23 protein-coding genes are annotated in these 19,788 nt (G+C 74.9%); 18 read left to right on the forward strand and 5 right to left on the reverse strand.

What is annotated here, in order from left to right:
• Positions 1 to 10 precede the first annotated feature (10 nt).
• From ACFV18_RS13680 to ACFV18_RS13720, 9 genes are all read left to right on the forward strand, one after another.
• The gene (locus ACFV18_RS13680) at positions 11 to 334 is read left to right on the forward strand and encodes a plasmid stabilization protein (protein WP_380482667.1); all 324 of its coding nucleotides are present in this window, start codon (positions 11 to 13) and stop codon (positions 332 to 334) included.
• Between the two features lie 5 nt (positions 335 to 339).
• On the forward strand, positions 340 to 576 hold the full coding sequence (locus ACFV18_RS13685) for a hypothetical protein (RefSeq protein ID WP_380482669.1): 237 nt from the start codon (positions 340 to 342) through the stop codon (positions 574 to 576).
• A gap of 134 nt (positions 577 to 710) precedes the next feature.
• Positions 711 to 1,160 carry a Na+/H+ antiporter subunit E gene (locus ACFV18_RS13690; RefSeq protein ID WP_380482672.1) on the forward strand — a complete coding sequence of 150 codons (450 nt, stop codon included), beginning with the start codon at positions 711 to 713 and terminating at the stop codon, positions 1,158 to 1,160.
• Positions 1,157 to 1,438 carry a monovalent cation/H+ antiporter complex subunit F gene (locus tag ACFV18_RS13695; protein ID WP_380482673.1) on the forward strand — a complete coding sequence of 94 codons (282 nt, stop codon included), beginning with the start codon at positions 1,157 to 1,159 and terminating at the stop codon, positions 1,436 to 1,438. The genes ACFV18_RS13690 and ACFV18_RS13695 overlap by 4 nt, the downstream gene beginning before the upstream one ends.
• On the forward strand, positions 1,435 to 1,740 hold the full coding sequence (locus tag ACFV18_RS13700) for a cation:proton antiporter (RefSeq protein WP_380482675.1): 306 nt from the start codon (positions 1,435 to 1,437) through the stop codon (positions 1,738 to 1,740). Before ACFV18_RS13695 ends, ACFV18_RS13700 begins: the two co-directional genes overlap by 4 nt.
• Positions 1,737 to 2,003, forward strand: coding sequence for a Na(+)/H(+) antiporter subunit B (locus ACFV18_RS13705; RefSeq protein WP_380482677.1), 267 nt, complete (start codon positions 1,737 to 1,739; stop codon positions 2,001 to 2,003). Before ACFV18_RS13700 ends, ACFV18_RS13705 begins: the two co-directional genes overlap by 4 nt.
• A complete protein-coding gene (locus ACFV18_RS13710; protein ID WP_380482679.1) occupies positions 2,000 to 2,737 on the forward strand; it encodes an MnhB domain-containing protein in 738 nt (245 codons plus the stop codon). The genes ACFV18_RS13705 and ACFV18_RS13710 overlap by 4 nt, the downstream gene beginning before the upstream one ends.
• Positions 2,738 to 3,082 carry a sodium:proton antiporter gene (locus ACFV18_RS13715; protein WP_380482681.1) on the forward strand — a complete coding sequence of 115 codons (345 nt, stop codon included), beginning with the start codon at positions 2,738 to 2,740 and terminating at the stop codon, positions 3,080 to 3,082.
• Positions 3,083 to 3,086: 4 nt separating this feature from the next.
• The gene (locus ACFV18_RS13720; RefSeq protein WP_380482682.1) at positions 3,087 to 4,952 is read left to right on the forward strand and encodes a complex I subunit 5 family protein; all 1,866 of its coding nucleotides are present in this window, start codon (positions 3,087 to 3,089) and stop codon (positions 4,950 to 4,952) included.
• Positions 4,953 to 5,016: 64 nt separating this feature from the next.
• Here ACFV18_RS13720 and ACFV18_RS13725 read toward each other — a convergent pair whose 3' ends face one another.
• Positions 5,017 to 5,562 (reverse strand): alpha/beta fold hydrolase, encoded by a 546-nt coding sequence (locus ACFV18_RS13725; RefSeq protein ID WP_380482684.1) that lies wholly within the window; start codon positions 5,560 to 5,562, stop codon positions 5,017 to 5,019.
• Between ACFV18_RS13725 and ACFV18_RS13730 the strand changes: the two genes are divergently transcribed.
• The 7 genes from ACFV18_RS13730 (at position 5,447) to ACFV18_RS13760 (ending at position 12,537) form a co-directional block, all read left to right on the forward strand.
• Positions 5,447 to 5,791: a TetR family transcriptional regulator C-terminal domain-containing protein gene (locus tag ACFV18_RS13730; RefSeq protein WP_380482786.1), complete on the forward strand. Its 345-nt coding sequence runs from the start codon at positions 5,447 to 5,449 to the stop codon at positions 5,789 to 5,791. The two genes, ACFV18_RS13725 and ACFV18_RS13730, sit on opposite strands and share 116 nt — an antisense overlap.
• Before the next feature lie 307 nt (positions 5,792 to 6,098).
• Positions 6,099 to 7,895 carry a thiamine pyrophosphate-requiring protein gene (locus tag ACFV18_RS13735; protein ID WP_380482686.1) on the forward strand — a complete coding sequence of 599 codons (1,797 nt, stop codon included), beginning with the start codon at positions 6,099 to 6,101 and terminating at the stop codon, positions 7,893 to 7,895.
• 5 nt (positions 7,896 to 7,900) lie between these two features.
• The gene (locus tag ACFV18_RS13740) at positions 7,901 to 8,398 is read left to right on the forward strand and encodes a hypothetical protein (protein ID WP_380482688.1); all 498 of its coding nucleotides are present in this window, start codon (positions 7,901 to 7,903) and stop codon (positions 8,396 to 8,398) included.
• A 3-nt stretch (positions 8,399 to 8,401) separates the two neighbouring features.
• The gene (locus tag ACFV18_RS13745) at positions 8,402 to 10,738 is read left to right on the forward strand and encodes a GMC family oxidoreductase (RefSeq protein ID WP_380482690.1); all 2,337 of its coding nucleotides are present in this window, start codon (positions 8,402 to 8,404) and stop codon (positions 10,736 to 10,738) included.
• Positions 10,735 to 11,868, forward strand: coding sequence for an enolase C-terminal domain-like protein (locus ACFV18_RS13750; protein ID WP_380482692.1), 1,134 nt, complete (start codon positions 10,735 to 10,737; stop codon positions 11,866 to 11,868). Before ACFV18_RS13745 ends, ACFV18_RS13750 begins: the two co-directional genes overlap by 4 nt.
• 65 nt (positions 11,869 to 11,933) lie before the next feature.
• On the forward strand, positions 11,934 to 12,335 hold the full coding sequence (locus ACFV18_RS13755; protein WP_380482694.1) for a hypothetical protein: 402 nt from the start codon (positions 11,934 to 11,936) through the stop codon (positions 12,333 to 12,335).
• Positions 12,328 to 12,537, forward strand: coding sequence for a CsbD family protein (locus tag ACFV18_RS13760; RefSeq protein WP_380482696.1), 210 nt, complete (start codon positions 12,328 to 12,330; stop codon positions 12,535 to 12,537). Before ACFV18_RS13755 ends, ACFV18_RS13760 begins: the two co-directional genes overlap by 8 nt.
• Before the next feature lie 140 nt (positions 12,538 to 12,677).
• On the opposite strand, the gene ACFV18_RS13765 is transcribed toward ACFV18_RS13760, so the two are convergent.
• Complete coding sequence (locus ACFV18_RS13765; RefSeq protein ID WP_380482698.1) at positions 12,678 to 13,688, reverse strand: SDR family oxidoreductase; 1,011 nt, start codon at positions 13,686 to 13,688, stop codon at positions 12,678 to 12,680.
• Positions 13,675 to 14,256 carry a DUF6328 family protein gene (locus ACFV18_RS13770; RefSeq protein ID WP_380482700.1) on the reverse strand — a complete coding sequence of 194 codons (582 nt, stop codon included), beginning with the start codon at positions 14,254 to 14,256 and terminating at the stop codon, positions 13,675 to 13,677. The genes ACFV18_RS13765 and ACFV18_RS13770 overlap by 14 nt, the downstream gene beginning before the upstream one ends.
• Positions 14,257 to 14,510: 254 nt before the next feature.
• On the opposite strand from ACFV18_RS13770, the gene ACFV18_RS13775 reads away from it, so the two are divergent.
• The gene (locus ACFV18_RS13775) at positions 14,511 to 15,197 is read left to right on the forward strand and encodes an HAD family hydrolase (protein ID WP_380482702.1); all 687 of its coding nucleotides are present in this window, start codon (positions 14,511 to 14,513) and stop codon (positions 15,195 to 15,197) included.
• A gap of 310 nt (positions 15,198 to 15,507) precedes the next feature.
• Here ACFV18_RS13775 and ACFV18_RS13780 read toward each other — a convergent pair whose 3' ends face one another.
• Positions 15,508 to 16,665, reverse strand: a complete 1,158-nt coding sequence (locus tag ACFV18_RS13780; protein ID WP_380482704.1) for an AI-2E family transporter — start codon at positions 16,663 to 16,665, stop codon at positions 15,508 to 15,510.
• A gap of 768 nt (positions 16,666 to 17,433) precedes the next feature.
• Here ACFV18_RS13780 and ACFV18_RS13785 point away from each other — a divergent pair.
• Positions 17,434 to 17,676 (forward strand): hypothetical protein, encoded by a 243-nt coding sequence (locus ACFV18_RS13785; RefSeq protein ID WP_380482706.1) that lies wholly within the window; start codon positions 17,434 to 17,436, stop codon positions 17,674 to 17,676.
• A gap of 179 nt (positions 17,677 to 17,855) precedes the next feature.
• On the opposite strand, the gene ACFV18_RS13790 is transcribed toward ACFV18_RS13785, so the two are convergent.
• On the reverse strand, positions 17,856 to 18,809 hold the full coding sequence (locus tag ACFV18_RS13790) for a TIGR03557 family F420-dependent LLM class oxidoreductase (RefSeq protein WP_380482707.1): 954 nt from the start codon (positions 18,807 to 18,809) through the stop codon (positions 17,856 to 17,858).
• Positions 18,810 to 19,788: the final 979 nt, after the last annotated feature.

Below are 19,788 nucleotides of genomic sequence, written 5' to 3' on the forward strand. Positions count from 1 at the left end.
GAGAGCGGTCATGCCTGCCGGATCGAGCCCCAAGCGGGAGCGCCAGTACGAACACATCAAGGAGAGCCAACTGAAGCGCGGCACCAGCGAGAAGCGCGCCGAGGAGATCGCCGCGCGGACAGTCAACAAGGAACGTGCCCGGCACGGCGAGAGCCGGACTGCCTCGCGCACCTCGGTGAAGGACGTCTCCTCCGGCCACCGCGGCGGCAAGCGGTCGCACAGCGGGGCGCAGGGGCCGACCAAGGACCAGCTGTACAACGAGGCCCGGCAGCGTGGCATCAAGGGCCGTTCGAAGATGAACAAGCACCAGCTGGAGAACGCCCTGGGGCGGTGATCAGAATGACGATGCCGATTCCGGTCGACCCGGACGTGCGGCCGCCCGAACCGCCGGACAGCCCCCCGCGCCCGACCGATCCGCCCGGCCCGCTCGGCCCCTCGCCGCTTCCGCCGGACCCGGACCCGCCGATCTCCCCGCCCGTCCCGGGCGAGCCGCAGCCGCCGAGCCCCGCCCCGCCCGGCCCGGAGCCCACGCCCGAACCCGAACCCCAGCCCGCCACTCCCCCGCCCGGCGGGTAGCCGGGCCCTGCTGACCCGATCGGGTGAGGCCCGCCGCCGGACGGCGGCGCGGAGCCGGGCCCGGCGGGCCGGGCACCGCTAGCGTCCTGCGGGACCGGGCAGCGACCGGTCGGGGAGAGGACGGGGAGAGGCACATGCGGTGGTGGACGGCGGTGGCCGAGACGACCCTGTGGGAGGTCGTGCTGTGCGGTCTGTACACCGTGCTGATCTCCACCGTCGATCCGTTGGAGCTGCTGGTGGGAGCGCTGGCCGCACTGCTCGGTGCGCTTGCCGCCCGCCCCGCCCGCCGGTCCTCCGGTGCGCGCACGGGCGGCGCGGCGGGGCTGTGGCCGGCGTTGTGGCGCTGGCCGTTCTCGGTGCTCGCCGACACCTGGCGGCTCGCCGTCCTCACGCTGCGCCCGTCCCTCGCCCGTCCTGGTTTCCGTGACCTGCCGTTGCCCGAACGCACCGGCGCCGCTTGGGCGTTGGCACTGTATTCGGCGACCCCGGGCGGCTACGCGGTGGCCGCCGACCCGGCCCGGGTGCACGTCCTGGCGGACGAACCCCGAATGCTGGAGCGGGCGTTGACGGGCCGTCGAGGGTGAGCGCCTGGCTGGTGGCCGCAGCCCTCGACTCCGCGGTCCTCGCACCTTGTCTGTGGCGCTGCGCGATCGGCGCGCCCGAGGAGCGGCTCGCCGCGGTGGCGCTGGCCGGCCCCGTGGTGACGGCGCTGTTCCTGCTCCTCTCGCAGGGCTTGAACCGTCCCTCCTACGGCGACCTGGCGCTGGTGTCGGCCGTCCTCGCCCCGGCCGGGACGCTGGTGTTCACCCGACTGCTGGCGGGCGATCCGCACCACGAGGCCGCCGACGAGGAGGCCGGGTGACGGGGCGTCACACTGCGGCGCTGACGCTGCTGTCCGCCGGGTGCGCGGCGCTGCTGCTCGCGGGGGCGGCGTTCGCCCGGCTGCGGGGGCGCTACCTGCGGCTGCACGCACTGTCGGTGGCGAGCACCCTCGGGGTGCCGTTGACGGCCGCGGCGGTAGCGGTGGAGACCGGGCCGGGCCGGGCCGCGCTGAAGCTGCTGCTGATCGGCGCCCTGGTGCTGACGACCGGCCCGGTCACCACGATGGCGATCGGTCGCCTGACGGTCCACCAGGACCCGTCGCGGGAGGAGGACCCCCGGTGACCGGCCTGATCGCCGTCGCGCTGGCACTGACCGCCGCCTTCGCCACCCTCGCCGCGCTGACCCGTGACCCGGCCCGGCAGGCCGTGGTGCTGGCCGGTCTCGGCCTCGCCCTGGCGTTCCTGTTCACCACCCTCCAGGCGCCGGACGTGGCCCTGTCGCAGCTCGGCGTGGGCACGGCGATCACGCCGCTGCTGATCCTGCTGACGGTCCGCAAGGTGCGCCGCCGACAGGACGACGAGCCCGGCGACCGGGAGCGGCGGTGAGACCCGCCGTCCGGCTCGCCCTGTTCGCCCCGGCCGCGGCCGGCCTCGCGGCCGCGTTCACCGCCGCCGCGCTGCGCCTGCCGGTCTTCGGCGGCGACCAGCACCCGTACGGGACAAGGGCGGTGGCGGCGGCTCTGGCGCACCGGACGGCGAACGCGGTGTCCTCCGTCAACTTCGACCAGCGGGCGTTCGACACGCTCGGCGAGGAGTCGATCCTGTTCGCGTCGGTGCTCGACGCGACGCTGCTGCTGCGCCTGGCCCGGGACGAGCACCACCGCCGCCCGGAGCCCGCCCGGGTGCTGCCCAGCACCCGACTGCTCGGGGCGGGCCTGCTGCCGTTCACGCTGCTCACCGGCGTGTACCTGGTCGCGCACGGGGCGCTCAGCCCGGGCGGCGGCTTCCAGGGCGGCGTGGTGCTGGCGACCGGTCTGCACCTGGCGTACGTCGCCGCGGACTACCGGGCGCTGCGCCGGCTGCGGCCGCTGGCGGTGCTGGACGTGGCGGACGCGGTCGCGGCCGGGTCGTTCGCGGCGCTCGGGCTGGTGGGCCTGGCGGCGGGCGGGGCGTACCTGCAGAACGTGCTGCCGTGGGGGACGTTCAACACGCTGGCGTCGAGCGGGCTGGTCGCGGTGGTGAACGCGGTGGTCGGGGTGGAGGTGGCGTGCGGGGTGGTCGTGCTGCTGGCGCACTTCCTGGAGCAGGCCGTGGAGACGGCGGAACGGAGTGAGGGCTGAATGGGCGTCCTGGCGTACCTGGCGGCGGGCTGGATCCTGCTGGCCGGCTGCTACGGGCTGGTGACCAGCCGGAACCTGATCCATGCGGTGGGCTGCCTGGCGGTGTGCCAGTCGTCCACGTACGTGCTGCTGTTGGCGGTCGGCTACCGGGCGGGGGCGACCGCGCCGGTCTTCGCCGACGTGCCGACGGACACGCCCGTGGTCGATCCGGTGGTGCAGGCGTTGGCGCTGACCGACGTGGTGGTGGGCGCCACCGTGACGGCCCTGCTGCTGGCCCTGGTGATCCAACTGCGCAAGCGGCACGGCACGGTGGACCCGCAGCGGCTGACCGGCCTGCGGGGCTGACGGAGTGCCGGGGGCCGCCACGCCGCTGCCGCTGTCCGCCCCGCTGCCGGACGCGGCGGCGCTGCTGCCGCTGTCCGTCGCGGTCCCGCTGCTGGGCGCGGCGCTGCTGGCGGCGGCCGGACGGTGGCTGCCGCGCACCGCGCGGGACGCGCTGGCCGGGTGCTGCGCGCTGGCACAGGTGCTGTGCCTGGTCGCCCTGTGGGTGGGCACCGGTGACGGGGTGTCGGTGTCCTGGCTGGGCGGCTGGGCTCCGGTGGGCGGCTCCTCGGTGGGGATCGTGCTGGCGGCGGACCGGATCGGCGTGCTGCTGGCGCTGCTCGCGGCCGTGCTGGTGCTGGCGGTGGTCGGCTACTCGTGGCGGTACTTCGAGGAGCCGACCGGCCGGAAGGGCGGGGTGTATCCGGCGCTGCTACTGCTGTTCTCCGCCGGGATGTGCGGGTTCGCGCTCACCGCCGACCTGTTCGACGCGTTCGTGTTCTTCGAACTCATGGGCGCCGTCGCGTACGCGCTGACCGGCTACCGGATCGAGGACCCGCGGCCGCTGCACGGCGCACTGGCCTTCGGCATCGTCAACTCGCTGGCCGCGTACTGCTCGCTTCTCGGCATCGGCCTGCTGTACGCGCGCACCGGCGAACTCGGCCTGGCCCAGCTCGGGCAGGCCCTCGACGCCCGCCCGCCGGACGCGCTGGTGCGCTGCGCGTTCGTCCTGGTCCTGGCCGGGCCGCTGGTGAAGGCCGCCGCCCTGCCGTTCCACTTCTGGCTGCCGGACGCGCACGCGGTCGCGCCCAGCCCCGTGTGCATGCTGCTGTCGGGCGTGATGGTGGAGCTCGGCGTGTACGGGACCGCGCGTATTTTCTGGACGGTGTTCGCCGGCCCCGGCGGGGTACCGGCGGACGCGGTGCGGCCGGTGCTGCTCGCATTGGGCGTGCTCACGGCGCTGGTCGGGGCGGTGATGTGCTGGCAGCAGCGGCACCTGAAGCGGCTGCTGGCGTTCTCCACGGTCGGTCATGTCGGCCTGTTCCTGGCCTCCTTCGCGCTGCTCACCCCCGCCGGGGTGACGGGCGCGGCGGTGTACCTGGCCGGCCACGCGGGCTGCAAGGCCGCGCTGTTCGGGCTGTGCGGCGTCCTGCTGGACCGCTTCGGCTCGGTCGACGAGCACGGGCTGTTCGGCCGTGGGCGACAACTCCCCTTCGCCGCCGCACTGTTCGCGCTCGGCGGGCTGGCCCTGGCCGGGCTGCCGCCGTTCGGCACCGGCCTCGGCAAGGCGCTGGCGGAGGACGCCGCCGGCGCCTGGTCGTGGTGGCTGCCCGGCCTGTACGTGCTGGTGTCGGCGGTCACCGGCGGCGCGGCACTGCGGGCCTGTGCCCGGGTGTTCGGCGGCTGGGGGCGGCACCCGTCCGAGCGGCCCGGCGAGCCGGAGACCACCGGCGAGGGCGAGGAGCCGGAGGTCCGCGACCCGACCCGCCCGCTCCCGCCGCCCGTCCTGGCCGTCCCCGCGCTGCTGCTGGCCGGCTGCCTGGCGATCGGCCTGTGCCCGCCACTGGACCGGCAACTCGCCTCCGCCGCCGCGCGGTTCACCGACCGCCCCGGCTACCTCGACGCCGTCCTGCACGGCGCCACCGCCCTGCCCGCCCCGGCCTCCCCGCCCGCCGACTGGACCACCGCCGGCGTCCTGCTCGGCCTGCTCTCCACCGCCCTCGCCAGCGCCCTCGCCGCCGGCGCCCTGCGCGGCCCGCTCCCCGCCCCCACCTGGACCCGCCGCACCGTCCGGGCCCTGCGCCGCCTCCACTCCGGCCTGCTGGGCGACTACGTCACCTGGCTGCTGGTCGGCCTGGCGGGCCTGCTCGCGGCGATCACCGCCCTGGCCTGAACCGAAGGGGCGTCAACTCGCCGCACGCTCCTCCCCCGTCGCGGCGAACGGCGCCGAGGGGGCGTCAACCGGCCGCGCGCTCCGCCTCCGTCGCGGCGAAGAACGCCAGCAGCCGCTCGTTGACCAGCTCCGGGCACTCCAGCGTCAGCCCGTGGCCCGCACCCGCCACGATCTCCGCCCGCACGTTCGGCAGCAGCGCGTTGACGCGGGCCAGCACCCTGCGCGGGCGCAGCAGAGCGCTGCGGGCGCCGATCAGGACGAGGGCGGGGACGGTGACGGCGCGGAGTTCCTCGTCGGTGAACGGGGGTGCGGCGGGGCGGCCGGTGGGCTTCCAGCTGCGCATGGCGAGCATCATCGGGGCGAGCATCTCGGGCGGGGCGACCAGCGCGGGGTTGGCGAGCAGGCGGGCGAGGGCGGGGCGCAGGCGGCGCGGGGCCAGCATGCCGAACAGGCCCGCGACCATGTGGAAGTAGAACCGGACCGGCACCTTCTCGATCCCGCCCGGGTCCAACGGGGCGGGTGGCGGCGGTGGCCCGGACGCGGTCCCCACCGACGAGGAGAGCCGCACCTTCCACCTCGTCCACACCGCGTACGCCGTCCTCTCGGTCACCGACCCGGCCCTCGCCGGGCAGCCCTTCCTGGCCGCCCCCGACGAGATGGAAGCCTTCCTGGTCGCCCACCTCACCGCCGCCGGCACCCCCGACCCCCACCACGAGGCCGTCGCCCTCCTCGCCCTCTCCGCCGGCCTCGGCCTCAGCGTCCTGCTCGCCCAGCGCACCCCCGAGGCCGCCACCGCCGTCCTGCACCACCACCTGGCCCGCCTGTTCCGCGCCCCCTGATCCCGCTCCCTCCGGATGGCCCCCGCCGGGCCGACGGCCCCCGGTCGGCTGGACGGCCGACGGCGTCGCCACCACCGGCAACGGCCGCACCACGCTGACCGCCGTCGTGATGTGCGCGAGCTGACCTCCGGCACGAACCGCGCGAGCCGACGTCCGGCACGGCCCCGGAGCGGACGGTGCCCGAACGGCGCGCGCGGGGAGGTCGCGATCGAGGCCGCGCCACGGCGGGCGCGCCGGACGTTTCCGTTCCGGATGAGTGGCCAGACGCGCGGAGAGGTTTGTTCGCGTCTGAAGGAGGGACGTCCCCGTGTCCAGGAACGTGGCCGATCAGGTGTTGGGGCGACTGCGGGAGTGGGGGGTGGAGCAGGTCTTCGCGTACCCGGGGGACGGGATCAACGGGCTGTTGGCGGCGTGGGGGCGGGCCGGGAACGAGCCGGTGTTCGTGCAGGCCCGGCACGAGGAGATGGCGGCGTTCGAGGCGGTGGGGTTCGCCAAGTTCTCCGGCGAGGTGGGGGTGTGCGCGGCGACCTCCGGGCCGGGTGCGATCCATCTGCTGAACGGGTTGTACGACGCCAAGCTGGACCATGTGCCGGTGGTCGCGATCGTCGGGCAGACCGACCGCTCCGCGATGGGCGGCTCGTACCAGCAGGAGGTGGACCTGCTCAGCCTGTACAAGGACGTCGCGTCCGCGTACTGCCAGATGGTGACGGTCCCCCAGCAGCTGCCCAATGTGCTCGACCGGGCGATCCGCACCGCCGCGCTGTACCGCACCGTCACCGCCGTGATCATCCCGGCGGACGTGCAGGAACTGGCCGAGCAGGCCCCCGAGCACGCGTTCAAGATGGTGCCGTCCAGTCTCGGGCTCCCGCACTCCCGGCCGGTGCCCGAGGACGCCGACCTGGACCGGGCCGCCGAGGTGCTGAACGCCGGCACGAAGGTCGCCATGCTGGTCGGCCAGGGCGCCCGGCACGCCCGTCCGCAGCTGGAGCAGGCCGCGGACCTGCTCGGCGCGGGAGTGGCGAAGGCACTGCTCGGCAAGGACGTACTGCCCGACACCCTGCCGTACGTGACCGGCTCGATCGGGCTGCTCGGCACCCGGCCCTCGTACGAGCTGATGCGGGACTGCGACACCCTGCTGACCGTCGGTTCGAGCTTCCCGTACACCCAGTTCCTGCCGGAGTTCGGGAAGGCCCGGGCGGTGCAGATCGACGCGGACCCGTTCATGGTCGGGCTGCGCTACCCGTACGAGGTCAACCTGGTCGGCGACTCCGCGGACACCCTGTCGCGGCTGCTGCCGCTGCTGCGCCGCAAGAAGGACCGCGGCTGGCAGCGGGGCATCGCGAAGAGCACCGAACGCTGGTGGCAGGTGATGGAGGCGCGGGCGAAGGTCCCGGCCGACCCGATCAACCCCGAGTACCTGGTGCACGCCCTGGACGCGCTGCTGCCCGACAACGCCATCGTGGCCGCCGACTCCGGCTCGGCCGCCAACTGGTACGCCCGGCACCTGCGGATGCGCGGCAGCATGCGCGGCTCGCTGTCCGGCACCCTCGCCACCATGGGCCCGGGCGTGCCGTACGCGATCGGCGCCAAGTTCGCCCACCCGGACCGGCCGGTGGTGGCGATCGTCGGCGACGGCGCGATGCAGATGAACGGCATGGCCGAACTCGTCACCGTCGCACGGTACTTCGAGCAGTGGACGGACCGCAGGCTGGTGGTGTGCGTACTCAACAACGGCGATCTCAACCAGGTCACCTGGGAGATGCGGGCCATGCAGGGCGCCCCGCAGTTCCTGCCCTCGCAGTCGCTGCCCGACGTGCGCTACGCGGACTTCGCCGAGTCCGTCGGCCTGCGCGGCCTGCGGGTCGAGGAGCCGAAGAAGGTCCACGCCGCCTGGGAGTGGGCGCTGACCGCCGACCGGCCGTGCGTGCTGGACGTGCGCACCGACCCCGCGGTGCCGCCGATCCCGCCGCACGCCGAGTGGTCGCAGATCAAGGACGCCGCCGAGTCGGTGCTGCGCGGCGACAGCGACCGCGCCGCGGTGGTGAAGCGTGGCCTGCGCGCCAAGCTCGCCGAACTGCTGCCGCACCGTTCCGGAAGCCGGTGAGGACGGTGACGAAGGCAGCCGGTGCGCCAGCGGCCACGTCCTTTCCGGCCACGTCCTTTCCGGCCACCGCCCTGGAGGCCCTGCGCACCGGCCGGTTCCAGCGTTCGCTGGCGCTGGCCACCGCCGGCGGATCGCTGGTGACCGCCGCCGAGATCTACCTGGAGCACGACCGGGCGGGCTTCGGCAACCGGATGATGTGGTGGCCGGTGCTGCTCGGCCCGGTCGGCGCCGCCGCCGGGGTGGCCGGCGCCGTGGACGAGCGGGCCGCGCGCACCGTGCTGCCCGTGGTGTCGGCCGCCGTCGCCGCCAACGGCGTGCAGGGCTTCTGGCTGCACCTGCGCGGGCTGCTGGAGAAGCCCGGCGGGTGGCGGATGGCCCGGTTCAACCTGGAGACCGGCCCGCCGCTGTTCGCACCGCTGCTGATGGGCATGGTCGGCGGCCTGGGCCTGGTCGCCGCCGTGCTGCGCCGCGAGGACACCGCCCTTTCGACGGAAGGGAGTTGAGCGATGGAACGGTTCCCCGGCCATCGCTCGCTGGACCGGCGCCGGCACTGGGACCCGGTGACCGCCGCCGTCGTCACCGCCCGGGTCGCCGGCCCCCGACCACCGCTGCGGCTGTTCTCCCCCGCCGAGGAGGCCTGCGCCCGCGCCCTGCTGAACCGGCTGCTCGACGATCCGCCGGTCGACCTGCTGCCGATGATCGACGCCCGGCTCGCCGAGCGCGAGACCGACGGCTGGCACTACGCCGACCTGCCGCCCGACGACCGGGCCTGGCCCGAGACGATGCGCGCCCTGGACGAGGACGCCCGCGCCCTGCCCGGACGCACCGCCTTCGCCGAGCTGACGGGGCGCCAACAGACCGGCCTGGTCGAGAAGGTGCGCCGCGCACACCGCTGGCACGGCTGGCCCGCCAGGCACGTGTGGAGCCTGTGGACGCGCTACGCCTGCACCGCCTACTACAGCCACCCGAACGCCTGGGACGAGATCGGCTTCGGCGGCCCCGCGTTCCCGTCCGGCTACGCCCGGCTCGGCATCGGCCGCCGCGAACCGTGGGAGGTCGCCGACGCGCACCCGCGGGCACCGGACGCCCAGAAGCCCGATCCGCCGCCGCTGCCCGCCGTCACCGACCCCGCCCGGCACAGCGAGGCGAAGGCCGCGCTGGCCACGCTCCGGCAGACCACCCGCCGGCAGCGCGCGGTGCGCCGCCGCAACGCCTCCGCCTGGCTGCTGCCGCCCGGCGGACTCGGCTTCGACCGTCAACTCCTCGACCGCATGCGGATGTTCCACGACGAGGACGAGGTGGACCTGGTGATCGTCGGCTGCGGCGCCGGCGGCTCGATGCTCGCCCAGCGGATGGCCCGGGCCGGCTGGTCGGTGGTGGTGCTGGAGGCCGGGCCGTTCTGGGACCCGCTGCGGGACTGGGTGAGCGACGAGTACGGCTCGCACCACCTGTACTGGACCGAGCCGCGGGTGCTGGCGGGCCGCGACCCGGTGCCGATGGGATCGAACAACTCCGGCCGGGGCGTGGGCGGTTCGATGGTGCACTTCGCCGGGTACACGCCGCGCTTCCACCCGTCCGACTTCGAGACGTACAGCCGGGACGGCGTGGGCGTGGACTGGCCGCTGGACTACTCCGACCTGCGCGAACCGTACCGGCGGCTGGAGGCCGAACTGCCCGTCGCCGGACAGTACTGGCCGTGGGGCGAACCGCACGCCTACCCGCACCCGCCGCACCCGGTGGGCGGCAACGGCGAGGTGTTCCTGCGCGGCGCGGCGGCACTCGGCATCGAGGCCCGGGTCGGACCGGTGGCGATCTCCAACGGCCGCTTCGGCCGCCGCCCGCACTGCGTCTACCGGGGCTTCTGCCTCCAGGGCTGCAAGGTCAACGCGAAGGCCTCCCCGCTGATCACCCACCTGCCGGACGCGCTCGCGCACGGCGTGGAGATCCGCGCCGACGCGATGGCCGCCGCCGTCGAACTCGGCCCCGACGGCCTGGCCTGCGGCGTGCGCTACCTGCGCGGCGGCCGCGAACACCTTCAGCGGGCCCGCACCGTGGCCGTCGCCGGGTACGCGATCGAGACGCCCCGGCTGCTCCTCAACTCAACGGGAAAGCGTTTTCCGCACGGCCTGTGCAACGACCACGACCAGGTCGGACGGTACGTCATGGTGCAGGGTGCGCCGCAGACCTCCGGCCGCTTCGACCAGGAGATCCGGATGTACAAGGCGCCACCGCCGGAGGTCTCCACCGAGGCGTTCTACGAGACCGACCCGGCCAAGCCCTACCGGCGCGGCTTCACCATCCAGAACATCTCGCCGCTGCCCATCACCTGGGCCGAACACGTGGTCGCCCAGGGCCACTGGGGCCCGCAGCTGCGCCAGTACCTGTCCGACTACGTGCACTGGGCGACGCTCGGCGCGATGGCCGAACTGCTGCCGCAACCCGGCAATCGCGTCACCCTCGCCGAGGAGAAGGACCGGCACGGGCTGCCCGTCGCGCACTTCGCGTACTCGCAGTGCGACAACGACCGCCGGCTGATCGCCGCCGCCCGCGGCGTGATGGAGGCCCTGCTGGCCGCCGCCGGGGCGAGCGAGGTGATCACCATCGACCGGTACGCGCACCTGGTCGGCGGCTGCCGGATGGCCACCCGCCCCGAGGACGGCGTGGTCGACCGGGACCTGCGCAGCTTCGCGGTGCCGAACCTGCTGATCACCGACGGCAGCGTGCTGCCCACCCAGGGCGCGGCCAACCCGGCGCTCACCATCATGGCCCTGGTCGACCGGGCGGCGTCCGTTCTCGCCGCCGGCGCCCGCAGCGGCCTGCGCACCCCCGCGGAGGCCTCATGACGAGCCGTCGGCCCGAGTTCCCCGTCGATCGCCTCACGGTGCGGGTGTACACCGTCCCCACCGACCGTCCCGAGGCGGACGGCACCTTCTCCTGGCACGCCACCACCCTGGTGCTGGTGCAGGCCCACTGCGGCCCCGCCACCGGCCTCGGCTGGACGTACGGCGCGCCGGCCACGGCCGCGCTGGTCCGCGAACCGCTGGCCGCCGCGGTGCTCGGCCGGGACGCGCTCGACACCGCCGGTGCCTACGAGGCGATGCGCCGCGCTCTGCGCAACGCGGGGCGCCCGGGCGCCGGCACGTACGCGCTGTCGGCCGTGGACGTCGCGCTGTGGGACCTGGCGGCCCGGCTGCTCGGCCTGCCGCTGGTGCGCCTGCTCGGCGGGCGGTCCCGGCCGGTGGCGGTGTACGGCAGCGGCGGGTTCACCAGCTACCCGGACCGGGTGCTGGAGCGTCAACTGCGCGGCTGGACCGACCGTCAGGGCATCCCCCGCGTCAAGATCAAGATCGGCGAGGCATGGGGCACCCGCCCCGAACGCGACCTGGAGCGGATCGCCGCCGCCCGGCACGCGATCGGCCCCGGCACCGCGCTCTACGTGGACGCCAACGGCGCGTTCACCGCCAAGCAGGCGATCCGGCTGGCCGACGCCTTCGCCGAGGACCGGGTGACCTGGTTCGAGGAACCCGTCCCGTCCGACGACCTGCCCGGCCTGGCCGCCGTCCGCGCCGCCGTCTCCCCCGACGTGGCGGCCGGCGAGTACGGCGACGAACCCCGGTACTTCGCCCGCCTCGCGCCCGCCGTGGACTGCCTCCAGGCCGACGCCACCCGATGCGGCGGCCTCACCGGCTTCCTGCGCGCCGCCACCGTCGCCGAGGCCGCCGGGGTGCCGCTGTCCGCGCACTGCGCGCCGCACGTGCACGCGCACGCCGCGGCGGCCCGGCCCGGGGTGCGGCACCTGGAGTGGTTCCACGACCACGTCCGGGTCGAGTCACTGCTGTTCGACGGCGTCCTCGACCCCACGGGCGGCACCGTCACCCCCGGCGCGTCCGACGCCTCCGGCCACGGGCTGCACCTCGCCACCGAGCGGGCCGAGTCCCACCTGACGGCCGCCTGGACCCTGCCCGCCGATTGAGCGCAGGGCCACGGGGCAGACGCCGCATGCAACGGAGCAACGGAGCAAGCGAAAGGACAGGACCCATGCTGCTGCTGCTCGGACTCCTCCTGTTCGCCGCATCCGGCGCGTTCGCCGGGCTGCTGATCGCCGACAACCTGGGCGGCGGACCCGAGACGGGCGTGACGGTGCTCGGCCAGCACATCGCCACGATCAGCACCCTGGGCGCGTTCCTCGCCGGAATCGCCCTGACGCTGATCTTCTGCGCCGGTCTGCTTCTGATCCGCAGCGGCCTGCACCGGCGCCATCGCTACGTCCGCACGGCCGCCGCCGGTGGGCCGGTGACCGTCGGCCGCACCGCCGGTCCACCGAGCTCGGGCACCGCCGATCCGCTGGGCACGGGCACCGCGACCCGTCCACCGGCGCGCAGCGACCGGGCAGCCGTTTCACCCACTGACCATCGCGAGAAGGGGCACCCTCATGAGTGACGCCTCCGACAGGATCAAGCACCGGGCCGAGGAAGCCGCCGGCGCCGCCAAGGAGAAGGCCGGCTCCGCCACCGGCAACGAGCGGCTGGAGCACGAGGGCCGCGCCGACCAGACCGAGGCCCAGACCAAGCAGACCGCCGACCGGGCGAAGGACAAGATCAAGGAGGGCACCGACCGGGTCAAGGGCGCCTTCAAACACTGACCCGCACGCCCGCACGCCCGCACGCCCGCACGCCCGCACGCCCGCACGCCCCCGACGATCAGGACGATCTGTCGGGGGCGGGCGGGCGCGTCGGTCTGCGACCGGCTCGATCGTGCCGGTCAGCCTCGGCATCGTGCCGGTCAGCCTCGGCGGCGGCGCAGGCCGGTGCCGAGGACGACGCTGGTGAGCAGTGCGGCAGCGGCCAGCGGGGCGCGGTGGCGGTCGGCCCAGGCCTGCGGGGTGTGGGCGTGCGCCTCGTCGTCGAAGCGGCCGTGAGCGCCGTGGTCGGTGACGGCGTCCTGCGGGGTCCACAGGTTGTCGGGGGCGCCGGGTGGGCTGTCCTGTTCGGTCTGCTGGGCGTCGAAGCCGGTGCGGGCCAGGTAGCGGTCCAGCAGCCCGGGGGCGACCGCGTTGGCCAGCAGGGTGGCGACGGTGGACGCGCCGACCCGGTACTCCCGGCGGCCCGGGTGGTCGGCGGCGTACAGGATCGCGCGGGCGATCGGTTCCGGCTGGTACACCGGCGCGACCGGCCGGGCCCGGCGGGGCAGCCGGGAGCGCACCCAGTCGAACTGCGGGGTGTTGACGGCGGGCAGCTGCACCATGGTGCAGCGCACCGCGGTGCCCTGGTGCAGCAATTCGCAGCGCAGCGCCTCGTGCCAGCCCTGGAGGGCGTGCTTGGCGCCGCTGTAGGCACTCTGCAACGGGATGCCGCGGTAGGCGATCGCCGAGCCGACCTGCACCACGCTGCCGCGGTCGCGGGGCAGCATCCGGCGCAGCGCCGCGCGGGTCGCGTACACGTAGCCGAGGTAGGAGACCTCGGTGACCCGGCGGAAGTCGGCCGGGCTGATCTCCATGAACGGCGCGAACACGGACGCCAGGGCGGCGTTGACCCAGATGTCGATCGGCCCGAGGGAGCGCTCGACGCTCTCGGCGGCGCGCTCCACGGCCTCCGGGTCGGCGAGGTCGACAGTGATCGCCACCGCCCGGACGCCGGCCTCCCGGGCCTCGGCGAGGGCGGCGTCCAGTCCGGCGCGGCCCCGGGCCAGCAGGGCCACCCGGTCGCCGCGGGCGGCGAAGGCGCGGGCCGCGGCGCGTCCGATGCCTGCGGAGGCGCCGGTGATCACGACGGTGCGGGGTTCACTGGTTGTCATGGCGGGCGTCTGACCGTCCGGGGGCGGCGGAAACCCGGCCGTGGTCGTCGTCCGCGTCGTCCTGCGGGGCGTCGTCCTGCGGGTGGTGGAAGTGTCCGTTGCGCCGGATCAGCAGCATCGGCAGCAGCAGCCACCACAGCGCGAACCAGACCATCATCCCGGCGACGATCAGCCCGGCCGCCGGGGCGCCGAGGGCGACGTTCAACAGCAGGAGCAGCGCCGAGCCGATGGTCAGTGCGAGCAGCACCACGCCGAGGGTGACCACGCGGGCGGTGGCGTCGACGAGTTCGGGTTTGAGGCGGCGGCCGGCCAGCAGCCGGTGGTAGGCGACGGGGGCGATCAGGGCGCCGGTGGCGAGGCCGCCGAGCACGACCGTGACCACGTAGAGGTCGCGCTGGAAGGTGGAGAGGGTGGCGAAACGCGGCATGAACACCACGCTCAGCAGGAAGCCGAACAGGATCTGCGCACCGGTCTGCGCCACCCGGACCTCCTGGAGCAGTTCCGTCCAGCGCCGGTCCGCGCGCTCGTTCGGGGTCTCGTGCCGGCCTCTGCCGTCCTCGGGCGTCATCGTTGCTCCTTTCGCGCTCGCGTCTGTCCGCGGCGCCGGGCCCGGAAACGGCCGGTCGTATCGCGCTCGCGTCTGTCCGCGACGCCGGACCCGGAAACGCCCGGTCGTATCGCGCTCGCGTCTGTCCGCGACGCCGGACCCGGAAAAGCCCGGTCCGACCGGTGCGGCGTGTGGGGGCGGGCGACGGGGGTAGACGGGCCGACGCGCCGGAACGGCTCCGGCGGGACCCCGGACCGCCCCGAGGAGGAGACGCCATGGCAGTGGACCCGGCAGCCGCACTGTTCGACGTGGACGGCACTCTGGTGGACACCGCGTACCTGCACACCCTCGCCTGGTGGGAGGCCCTGAGGCAGTACGGCCACCGGCTGGCGGCCGCACCGGTGCACCGCGCCATCGGCATGGGCTCCGACCAGTTGCTCGCCCACCTGCTGGGCGACGGCCGGGACCGCTCGGAGGACGACGCGATCGCCGCCGCCCACCTCGCCCTGTACGCCCAGCACTGGCCGGGCCTGCGGGCCTTCGACGGCGCCGCGGACCTGCTGCGTGCTTGCGCCGGACGGGGCTGGCGGGTGGTGCTGTGCACCTCCGCCTCGGGCCGTGAACTCGACGTGCTGCGGGCGGTGCTGGACGCGGACGAGGCGGTCTTCGCGTTCACCGACGCGGATTCGGTGTCGGCCTCCAAACCGGCCCCCGACCTGGTGCGCACCGCCCTGGAGCGGGCCTCAGCGCCCCCCGAACGGGCGATCTTCGTGGGCGACAGCGTCTGGGACGTGCGCGCCGCGAATCGCGCGGGCACACCGTGCGTGGCCGTCGAGACGGGCGGCTTCGCCGGCGACGAGTTGCGCGCCGCGGGCGCACTGGAGGTGCACGCCTCGGTCGGCGAGCTGCTCGATTCGCTGGACGACAGCGTGCTGGCCCGCCCCAGGGCGGACGCCCGATGAACGCCGCACGGCGGCGGACGGCCCGGGGCGGACGCCGCCGTGCGGCGTTCGGCGGCGGCCGGCCCGGGGCGGACGCCCGGTGAACGCCGCATAGGGCCCGGCCCGGGGCGGACGCCCGGTGAACGCCGCACGGGGCCCGTCGGCCTCGGCCCGAACTGCCGGGCCCGGTCGGCCGCCGTGGGCCAACCGCCGGCGCCGGCCGTCCTGGCGAGTCACGCGCGGGGCGCATGACGGGGCCGAACCTGCGCGCCCGGCTCTCGTTGACCACTTCTCGCGCGCCCGGCGCACGCAAGCCGCTGCCGCACGCCCCTCAACCGCTGCCCGACCCACTTCCCGGTGCGCGCAGCTCGCGGAACACCGCCCACCCCACCGACAGCACCGGCACTGCGACGGCCGCGCCGACGATCCCGCCGAGGGTGCCTCCGACGGCGACCGCCAGGGCGACCGCGACGGGGTGCAGGCGCACCGCCCAGCCCATCACCAGGGGGTGCAGGACGTGGCCCTCCAGCTGGCCGATCACCACGATCATGGCGAGCACCACCAGCGCGGTCACCGGCCCCCTGGTGGCGAGCGCGACCAGCGAGGCGATGGCCAGCGCGATCGGTGAACCGATCAGCGGGATCAGCGCCGCAACGAACTCCAGGAAGGCCAGCGGCACCGCGAGCGGTACACCGAGCGCAGCCAGTCCGACGCCGACCAGGACGGCGTTGGTGCCCGCGACCAGGAACAGGCCCCGGGTGTAGCCGGCGAAGGTACGCCACGCGGCGTGGCCGGCCCGCCGCCACACACTGCCGGTGCGAGTGGTCAGCAGGGAGGTCCCCCAGCCCCACATCCGCTCGCCCGAGAACGTGAAGAACACCGCGCAGAACAGCGCCAGCGCACCGCCGGCCACCGCCTCGACCACCCAGCCCGCGCCTGTCACGGCCGTGGACAGCACGGCCTGCCGGTGGGTGCTGAGCAGCTGGCCGAACCGCTGCCGCAGGTCGCCGAGGGTACCGGCCCGGGCGTGGAACGGCGGGCCCTCCAGCCAGTGCTCCAGCCGGTCCAGCCCACCGCGCACCTGGCCGCCGAGCTGCCCGGACTGAGAACGGACCACCACCGCGATCAGCGTCCCCAGCCCGGCGAGCAGCACCAGCGAGCCCAGCACGGTGAGCAGCACCGCGAGCGCGCGCGGCATCCTGCGGGCCAGCAGGTCGACGGGCGGGCGCAGCACGGCGGTGACGACCAGCGCGACGAAGACCGCCACCACCGGCAGCAGCAGCCGGCTGACGATCAGGTACCCGGCGTACCCGGCGACCGCGACGGCCAGCAGCCGCCAGGCCCGCCCGGCCACCCGTTCCAGCCCGGTCGGCCGCACCGGCACGGTGGTGTCACGTGCGAGCGCCGCCCGCCGCCGCGGTCCGGCCGGCCGGCTGCCGAGCGGCGCACGGGCCCTGCCGTCCCGCCGACCGCCTGTGCGTCCGGGCATCACTGTCCCTCCTCCGGCCGCCGCGTCTGCCTGGCCGCGCCACCCCTAGCCTCGCCGCCCCGGTCGGCTTTCGCAGCGCACGCGACGCAGCCACGCCCGACCGCACCACCGGCCACCACCGACCACCTCCAGCCCCCGCTCCCCACCTCCGCCCCGGGCCGTCCTCCCCCGCACGCGGCCCGCCGGAGCCCTCTGCCCGCCCGCCGTCCGTCCCCGGCTGCCGCCGCTGCCCCGTCGGCCCGACCCGTTTCGGGGCGGGCGGCGCAGGACACACGGAGGAAGCAGCCGGTCACGGGTACGCGGACGTGGACGTGGACGACGGCTGGGAGTGGTCGCCGGAACTGCTTGCCCTTCGGGCCACCCTGATGGCCCGGTGATGACCGCCCGGGCGCAGTGCTGCGAGGACCTCGGCCTGATCGAACCGGATGACCGGACCGAGGACTTGCCGGTGGTGCGCGGTGTCCGCCGCCGACTCCGTGAGCGGCCCGCCCCGCGGGTCCGGCTGACCGATCGCGGCTGGCCGGTGCTGATCGACGGCCCGGTGGAGCTGCTGCTGCCGGACGGAACCACACTGCACTGCGACCGGCCGGTGGTCGCCATCTGCACCTGCCCGCCGCAGCCGCGGCTGTCCGCTGTCCGTTGTGTGGCACCAGTCACCGCCGCTGCGGCCGTCCGCGCCCCGCTCCGTCGCCGTCGCCGTAGCCGTTTCCGCCGCCCACTCCCGGGCAGAAGTCGGATAAGCACAAAAGGGGAGGAATTGCACGGCAGATGGAGGTGGACACCATGGGGCAGCTCAGCGTTCCGGTGATCTGCGGACTCTCCGGCGATCTGGCCATTCCCGCCCTGCAGGTGGTCCGATTGCTGCGGGCGCTGCCCGAGGAGTGGCAGGAGTGGGCGGGCCGTGACGACAACGAGCTCGACCCGGTGACCGCCTCGGCGCTCGCCGATCTGGTCCGCCAGCTCGCCGACCAGATCGACCTGGCCTGCATCGAGATCGCCAGCACGGACTGACCGACCGACCAACGGCCCGACGAACGGACCGACCGACGCACCGGCGCACCGACCGACGGCCACGACCGGACCGACCGGACCGAGGCGACGCGCCGACCGACCAACGCGCCACGACCGGAGCGACCGGCGGCCGGGTTCCGCATCGCACCGGACCCGGCCGCCGCACCCGTCCCGATCCGTCAGCTCGTCAACTCCGGTAGCACGCGCTGCCGGTAGCAATCGAAGAACTCCTCGACGTGGCCGCCGATCTGGCCCACGTACACCTCGTCGAACCCGGCCTGCAGGTACGGGCGCAGCAGCGCCAGGTGTGCCTGCGGGTCGGGGCCGTTGCCGCCCGACTCGGCGGCCGCGGACTCCGGAACCAGTTCGATCGCCTGCTCGAAGTGGTGTGGTGTCGGCAGGAGTTGGTTGAGTTCGCCGGGCAGGTACTCGCTGGCCCACAGCCGGTGGCGGGTGGCGACGGCACGCTGTTCGTCCGGGGCCCAACAGGCTTTCGTCCCGGCCAGGGTCGGGCCGGTGCCGCCGGACTCCCGGTAGGCGCGCAGCAGTTCGGCATCGGGCACGGTGGTGACCAGCCCGTCGCCGAGGTCGGCCGCGAGCTTTGCTGCGCGCGGTCCGAACGCCGATACGTACAGCGGGAGTTCGCCGTCGGGGGCGGTGTACAGCCGGGCATTGTCGACGGTGTAGTGCCGGCCGCGATGGTTGACAGTGCCCCCGGCGAACAGTGCGCGGATCACCCGCACCGCCTCCGCGAGCATCTCCGCCCGCTCCGCGAACGACGGCCAACGGCCGCCCACCACATGCTCGTTCAGCGCTTCGCCGGTGCCGAGCCCGAGCCGGAACCGGCCGCCGGTCAGCACACTGGAGGTGGCCGCGGCCTGCGCTGTCACCACCGGGTGCAGGCGGACCGTCGGACAGGTCACCAGCGTGGTCACAGGCAGCGCGGAGACCTGCGAGATCGCTCCGATCATCGACCAGACGAACGGGCTGTTGCCCTGGGCGTCCGTCCACGGATGGAAGTGGTCGGAGATCGCCAGCCGGGTGAACCCGGCCTGCTCGGCCCGCCGTGCCTGGTCGAGCAGTTCGGCAGGCGCGTACTCCTCGCACGACAGGAAGTAGCCGTACTCCGTCATGCCGCCGCCCTCCCCCGAAGGGTGCCGTTGCCGCGCACGCATCGGACGCGGGTGCGGCGACACCGCTGCGGCGGACAGCGGAACTGCCCGCCCGGGGCGAGCGCCGTCCGACGGCCTGGCCGGTGCATCACGCGGGTCCCGGGTCGGCCGACTGCCGGGGTCGAGGGGGTCCGTCCTGACAGCATGGTTCCTCCAGAGGTCAGCTGATTGCTGTCCGAGCGGCTACCCGGCCCCCCGGAGCAGAACCACCTCCGCCCGCTGCCCACGCCCGGCAGGTGGTGGCGGCGGAGGCGCAGCCCAGGCCGACGCCCGGCAGGCGGCGCCGCGACACGCCGCGCCCCGGCTCAACGCCCGCACCTGCGGTCGGGGTGCAGACCTACGAGAACGGACAGCGCGATGAACGGCAGCGACTTCACGAAGCTGTGCACGCGCCGCTCCGCCACCGCGCCCGCCGACCGGCCTACGGTGCACAATTCCCGGAGCCCGGCGGCCCCGTGCGCCCCCGCACCCGCGATCAGCACCGCCAGGCAGCGCCGGACCGACCTCGCACAAGCAGGACGGCCCTCAACGGCGCCCCCACCGACGGTCAGCATCGCCCGCGCACCGCCCGATCGACCTCGCCCAGCAGCACAGCCTCGACGACGGCCCGGCCCGGTCCTCAACGTGCCCCGCCATCCGTTCGATCCTCGGCCGCCACCAACCCAGCGACGCCCGGCCCGCGCCAGCGTGGCAGCAGCCCGCCCCACCCGCGTTCAGCACCGCCAGACAGCGCGGATCGGCCTCGCACGGGAGGACGGCCCTCGCCAACGGCCCTGCCGCCGGTCAGCACCGCCCGCACCGCCCAGCAGCACGGCCTCGACGACGGCCCGGCCCGGCCATCAACGTGCCCCGCCATCCGTTCAATCCTCGGCTGCCGCCAATACAGCAACACCCGGCCCGCGCCGGCGGGCACCAGCGCATACCGCAGCCACCGGCCCGT

This window comes from Kitasatospora sp. NPDC059673, from assembly GCF_042734215.1.
Taxonomy (GTDB): domain Bacteria; phylum Actinomycetota; class Actinomycetes; order Streptomycetales; family Streptomycetaceae; genus Kitasatospora.